This window comes from Streptomyces sp. CBMA123 (assembly GCF_014596465.1).
In the GTDB taxonomy this organism is placed as follows: Bacteria; Actinomycetota; Actinomycetes; order Streptomycetales; family Streptomycetaceae; genus Kitasatospora.
The window spans coordinates 1-5981 of sequence record NZ_MECK01000303.1 but is presented as its reverse complement, the minus strand read 5'-3'; the positions used below and the strand labels follow the sequence as shown (position 1 = coordinate 5981).

Sequence of the window (5981 nt, the reverse complement as noted above, 5' to 3'; positions counted from 1 at the left end):
GCCCGGCAGCACCGGCACCGAGGCCGGCGACGTCGTGCCGGTCGCCACCACCGAGGTCGGCGCGGACGTGGCGGCGGCGGGCTGCGCCGCCCCGCCGTCCGCCGGCGTGGCGGGACCGATCAGCGCCCCGAGCCCTCGTCCCAGACCCCTGCGACCACTCACTGCTGACCCTCCGTCGTACCGTGCTGTGCCATCGGGGCGCCGTGCCCCGTACCGCTGCCGCCCCGCTGCTGACCCACCAGCGAGCCGCCGCCCTGGCCCGCCGCACGCAGCGCGAGCTCGCGGGCGGCCTCCAGGTACGAGAGCGCCCCGGTCGAGCCCGGGTCGTAGGTCAGCACCGTCTGCCCGTAGCTGGGCGCCTCCGAGATGCGTACCGAGCGCGGGATCGCCGTGCTCAGCACCTCTTTCTGGAAGTGGGTCCGGACCTCCTCGGCGACCTGGGCGGCCAGCCTGGTCCGGGCGTCGTACATGGTGAGCAGGATCGTCGAGACGTGCAGCGTGGGGTTGAGGTGCGCGCGCACCAGCTCGACGTTGCGCAGCAGCTGGCCGAGGCCCTCCAGCGCGTAGTACTCGCACTGGATCGGGATCAGCACCTCCTGACCGGCCACCAGGGCGTTGACCGTCAGCAGGCCCAGCGAGGGCGGACAGTCGATCAGGATGTAGTCCAGCGGCTGCTCGTAAGCGGCGATCGCCCGCTGCAGCCGGCTCTCCCGGGCCACCAGCGAGACCAGCTCGATCTCGGCGCCGGCCAGGTCGATGGTCGCGGGGACGCAGAAGAGCCCCTCGACGTCCACGACCGGCTGGGCCACGTCGGCCAGGGGCTTGCCCTCGACCAGGACGTCGTAGATGGACGGCACTTCGGCGTGGTGGTCGATGCCGAGGGCGGTGGACGCGTTGCCCTGGGGGTCGAGGTCGACCACCAGGACGCGCAGCCCGTGCATGGCCAGCGAGGCGGCCATGTTCACGGTGGTGGTGGTCTTGCCCACCCCGCCCTTCTGGTTGGCGACCACGATCACCCGGGTGGCGGCGGGCCGGGGCAGCCCCTCCCCCGCTCGGCCGATCGCCTGAACCGCAGCCTGGGCAGCCCGTGCGATGGGCGTGTCATCGATCTGGTCGATGGTCTCCGAGTCCTGCATGGGGCTCAGTGTTTCACGTGAAACCGGAGCGGCAACAGTCGCCGCCCGGCTGCGACCAAGGATTCCGGAGAGCAGAGAGCGACGTTTCACGTGAAACACCATGCCCGCTATGTCGGAAATCTGACGTTGCGACACTCCGGTGGCCCGCCGCAGGCCCGCCGGCCATCCGAACGACGACGGGCGGACGTTCCCCCTCGGAGAGGGACCGTCCGCCCGCTGTCGTGGTTTCGCCGGGGTCAGCGGGTGCGGCGCCGCCCGCCCCGGGCGCCCTGGCCGTTCTTGGCACCGGTGTTGCGGCCGGCCCGGGCCATCTTGGCCCGCCGGGTCGCGGCCTTCACCCCGCCGGGGCTCTCCCCCGCCTTGACCTGGACCACCCGGGTCGAGGTCTCCAGGGTGCCCTCGCCGACCGCGATCACGCTGCACTCGATGGCGCCCAGCTTGGCCAGCCCGGCCCGCGAGTCGGCCAGCTCCTGCTCGGCGCTGTCGCCCTTGAGCGCCAGCATCTGCCCGTGCGGGCGGAGCAGCGGCATGCCCCAGCCGGCCAGCCGGTCCAGCGGGGCCACGGCCCGGGCGGTCACCACGTCCACCGCGAGCTTGCCGACCATCTCCTCGGCGCGGCCGCGCAGCACCGTGACGTTCTCCAGCCCCAGCTCCCGGACGACCTCCTCCAGGAAGGTGGTCCGGCGCAGCAGCGGCTCCAGCAGGGTCACCGAGACGTCCGGACGGGCCAGCGCGACCGGGATGCCGGGCAGGCCGGCGCCGGAGCCGACGTCGCACAGGGTGGAGCCGGCCGGCAGCAGCTCGGCCAGCACCGCGCAGTTGAGGACGTGGCGGTCCCACAGCCGGGGCACCTCGCGGGGCCCGATCAGTCCGCGCCGGACGCCCGCCGTGGCCAGCAGCTCGGTGTAGCGGACGGCGGCGTCGAAGCGGTCACCGAAGACCTCCCGGGCGGCGGCCGGCGCCTCGGCCAGTACGTCCAGCTCGGGCACCTCGGTCCGCTCCTCGGCGTCAGGGTTCACGTCCGCCCCCGGACGGCCGGTGGCCGCGCTCTCCGTGTCCATCTCGACTCTCCGATCTCCGGATCCACCGACCCGCTCAACGCACTGTTTCACGTGAAACATCCCAGAAGGAACAACGACCCCGCCCGCACGAGGCGGACGGGGTCGCGTTCGGTAAGGCCCACCGGCCGCCGCGGCGACCGGTCGTCGGTCCGACGGCCTCAGGCCGGCAGCACGACCACGCACCGCTGGGGCTCTTCGCCCTCCGACTCGCTGCGCAGACCGGCGGCCGCGACCGCGTCGTGGATGACCTTGCGCTCGAAGGGCGTCATCGGCCGCAGCTTGACCTGCTCGCCGCTGCTCTTGGCCTGCTCCGCGGCCTTGGCGCCCAGAACGGCCAGTTCCTCGCGCTTGTGGGCGCGGAAGCCGGCAATGTCCAGCATGAGACGGCTGCGCTCGCCGGTCTCCCGGTGGACAGCCAACCGGGTCAGCTCCTGCAGGGCCTCCAGCACCTCGCCGTCCTGGCCGACCAGCCGCTGCAGCGCGCGGTCGTTGCCGTCACTGACGATGGAGACCAGGGCGCGGTCGCCCTCGACGTCCATGTCGATGTCACCGTCGAGGTCCGCGATGTCGAGCAGACCCTCCAGGTAGTCCGCCGCGATGTCGCCCTCCTGCTCCAGGCGGCTGATGACGCTCTCGTCCGTGCTGGCGACGTCCTCGGCCTCGACGGCGGAGGTGGTGCCTTCCGTCACTGATGGACTCCTTCGGAGATGGGCCCGGCTGGCGGGCGGGGAACGAAGCTCTACGCAGAAGTCCGGTCAGGACTTCTTCTTCGGCCGCTGGCCGCCGCCGCGCTTGGGCTGCTGCCGGGTGCCCTGCTTGGTGCCGCCGGGCTTGGCCGCGGTCTGCTTGGCGGCCGTCGGCTCGGCACCGGAGTCGGCCGGGGCGGCGTCCTCGGCGGGCTGCTCGACCTGGGAGTCCTCGCTCGGCTCGGCCGCCTGGGCGGCGCCGCCGTGCTGGCGCTGGGCCTTGCTCTGGCGACGGGGCTGCTGGCGGCTCGCCCGGACCGACTCCTCGACCACGGCGGCGGCGGAGGCCGCCTCGGCGATGGCCGCCTTGGACGGGGGCAGCATGCCCCAGAGCGCGCCCTTGATCTCCGTACCGTCCGAACGCAGTCGGCCGGCCTTCTTCAGGCGCGCCTGGCGCTCCTCGAAGGCCTTGCTGCCCGGGGTCGGGTTGTTGTGGATGACGACCAGCTGCTGGCCCATCGACCAGACGTTGGTGGTCAGCCAGTAGACCAGGACACCGACCGGGAAGTTGATGCCCATCACGGCGAACATGATCGGGAAGACGTACATCAGCATCTTCTGCTGCTGCATGAACGGCGTCTTCACCGTGAGGTCGACGTTCTTGGTCATCAGCTGGCGCTGGGTGACGAACTGCGACAGCGACATCATGATGATCATCACCGCGGTGACGATCTTGACGCTGGTCTCGGGGCTGCTGACGAAGGTCGCGGAGAGCGGGGCACCGAAGATGTGCGCCTTGCCGGCGCTCGTCAGCAGGGAGCCGTGGATCACGCCGATGTCGTGGCCCTTGGCGACGTTGGACAGCACGCCGTAGAGGGCGGTGAAGAACGGCGCCTGAACGATGATGGGAAGGCAGCTGGAGAACGGGTTGGTACCCGCATCCTTGTACAGCTTCATCATCTCTTCGGACTGGCGCTGCCGGTCGTTCTTGTAGCGCTCCTGGATGGCCTTCATCTTCGGCTGGATCGCCTGCATGGCCCGGGTCGCCTTGATCTGCTTCACGAAGAGCGGGATCAGGCAGATCCGGATGACGACCACCATCGAGGCGATGGCGAGACCCCAGGCCCAGCCACCGTCCGGGTCGAAGATGTTGCTGTACAGCGAGTGGAACTGGACGATGATCCAGGACACCGCCGTGTAGAGGGGACTCAGAAAACCGAAGGTCACCGGTCAGACTCCTTGGACATCGGGCTTCGCCACCGGCTCCGGCTCGGCGGTCCCGCTCTTGGGGCTCAGCAGATCACGCAGCCGGCGGTGCCACACCGGGTGCTTGCGAGGCGGAACGTGGTCCACCCCGCCGGGCGACCAGGGGTTGCAGCGCAGGATGCGCCAGACGGTCAGCCCGCCGCCTTTCACCGCCCCGTGCACCTTCACGGCCTCGTAGCCGTAGTGCGAGCAGGAGGGGTAATAACGGCAGACCGGACCGAGCAGTGGGCTGATGGTCCACTGGTAGACCCTGATCAGTCCCATCAGCAGGTACTTCATCGCCCTGCTCCCGTCGGCGCCGTCGCGGCGGGCTCGACCCTCAGCAACCGCTTGAGCGCCGTGTCCAGGTCACGTTCGAGGTCCTGGTACGAGGCGGTCGCGGCCTGGGGCAGCGCACGCACCACTATCAGGCTACCGGCGGGCAGCCTGGACAGACGATCACGGAGAAGATGGCGCAACCGGCGCTTCACCAGGTTGCGAACGACCGCCGGGCCAACGGCCTTGCTCACGACGAAACCCGCACGCGCCGAAGGAGTCCCCTCGGCGACGTGCGGGCGGATGTCGCTGGTCCGGTCGGTCTGCCCCTGCTGCTCGCCCTCTCTGCTGAGATGGACGACCAGAAGGGGCCGGCCGGCCCGGCGACCGCGTTTCACCGCGGTCGCGAAGTCCTGGCGCCGCCGCAGCCGATTCTCGGAGGGCAGCACAACAGACTCTGGTGCGGATCAGGCGGACAGGCTGGTGCGGCCCTTGCCACGGCGGGCAGCCAGGATGGCGCGGCCGGCGCGGGTACGCATCCGCAGCCGGAAGCCGTGGGTCTTCGCGCGACGACGGTTGTTCGGCTGGAAGGTGCGCTTGCTCACTCGGGGGCTCCTGAGGTGAATCGTAGGATGACGGGAGGTCGCTTGGCCGTCACCGTGCGTCCGCGTGATCTCCCTGTGATTCGGAAATCCGGCCCATCGCCCCAGTTCGGCTGGGGTCTGAGGCAATCCACGGCGCCCGTGCTGCGCGCCTTATGGAGCGGGCGGACCCGCGGACATGCGGCAGCGGCCATCGACAACTCGACCTGGTTACGGTACGCGGGACGGGGGTCGAGGGTCAAACCAGCCGCCCGGGGGGCGTTTACCCACAGCCTGTGGACAACGACTTGATCCGTCCCTGTTCGCTGACTACCGTTGCAGGACTTGTCTGGTTTTGTTCTTGGAAAGCGTGCACCAGTGGCTGATGTCAACAGCGACCTCGTCCCGGTCTGGGCGAGGGTCGTCGAGCGGCTGGTCAGCGACCCCGATGTCGGGGAGATGGACAAACAGTGGGTGCAGCGCACCCAGCCCATGTGGATGATGCACGACACCGCCCTGCTGGCGACCCCGAACGAGCGGGCCAAGCAGGTGCTGGAGGGTCGGCTGCTGCCCCAGCTGACCGACGCGCTCAGCCGCGAGCTCAACCGGCCGGTCCGGATCGCCGTGATGGTCGACGCCAACGCCGCGCCGACCACCCCCGCCCCCCAGGCCCCCGCCGAGCCGTACCCGAGCCCGGCCGAGGACGACGCCGACTACGGCGACCAGGGCTACCGGCAGCCGTACGAGCCGGACTACGAGCGCCCCCGCTACGACACCGGCGGCTACGAGCAGCGCCCCGCGCCCTACGGCGGCCAGCCGGCCCAGCCCTGGCCCGGCTACCAGGAGCCGCAGGCGCCGTACCACGAGACCGAGGAGCCCCCGCCCCGCCAGGCGCCGCGGCACCTTCCCAGCCCGCCCTCGACCACCCAGGGCGACCTCTTCGGCGGCGCGTACGGCCCCGGCCCGGGCGAGCAGCCCCGCGCCGGCGCCGGCCGC

The 5981-nt window shown here is 71.0% G+C and carries 7 protein-coding genes and 1 pseudogene; 1 reads left to right on the top strand and 7 read right to left on the bottom strand.

Translation table 11 applies throughout. The features are described 5' to 3' along the window. Positions 1-158: 158 nt before the first annotated feature. The 7 genes from BG452_RS28245 to rpmH all read right to left on the bottom strand — a co-directional run bounded on the left by BG452_RS28245 (position 159) and on the right by rpmH (position 5009). On the bottom strand, positions 159-1109 hold the full coding sequence (locus BG452_RS28245; protein WP_317621262.1) for a ParA family protein: 951 nt from the start codon (positions 1107-1109) through the stop codon (positions 159-161). Positions 1110-1372: 263 nt separating this feature from the next. Further along, positions 1373-2197, bottom strand: coding sequence for a 16S rRNA (guanine(527)-N(7))-methyltransferase RsmG (gene rsmG, locus BG452_RS28240; protein WP_188307183.1), 825 nt, complete (start codon positions 2195-2197; stop codon positions 1373-1375). Between the two features lie 158 nt (positions 2198-2355). Beyond that, positions 2356-2886 carry a R3H domain-containing nucleic acid-binding protein gene (locus BG452_RS28235; RefSeq protein WP_188307182.1) on the bottom strand — a complete coding sequence of 177 codons (531 nt, stop codon included), beginning with the start codon at positions 2884-2886 and terminating at the stop codon, positions 2356-2358. Between the two features lie 66 nt (positions 2887-2952). Further along, positions 2953-4110, bottom strand: coding sequence for a membrane protein insertase YidC (gene yidC, locus BG452_RS28230; RefSeq protein ID WP_188307181.1), 1158 nt, complete (start codon positions 4108-4110; stop codon positions 2953-2955). Between the two features lie 3 nt (positions 4111-4113). Then, complete coding sequence (gene yidD / locus BG452_RS28225; protein WP_188307180.1) at positions 4114-4428, bottom strand: membrane protein insertion efficiency factor YidD; 315 nt, start codon at positions 4426-4428, stop codon at positions 4114-4116. Continuing rightward, the gene (rnpA, locus tag BG452_RS28220) at positions 4425-4853 is read right to left on the bottom strand and encodes a ribonuclease P protein component (protein WP_188307179.1); all 429 of its coding nucleotides are present in this window, start codon (positions 4851-4853) and stop codon (positions 4425-4427) included. Before rnpA ends, yidD begins: the two co-directional genes overlap by 4 nt. Before the next feature lie 18 nt (positions 4854-4871). Next, complete coding sequence (rpmH, locus tag BG452_RS28215; protein WP_030392420.1) at positions 4872-5009, bottom strand: 50S ribosomal protein L34; 138 nt, start codon at positions 5007-5009, stop codon at positions 4872-4874. Between the two features lie 354 nt (positions 5010-5363). Between rpmH and BG452_RS28210 the strand changes: the two are divergent. Next, positions 5364-5981: pseudogene (locus BG452_RS28210) on the top strand (chromosomal replication initiator DnaA); the annotation flags it as partial.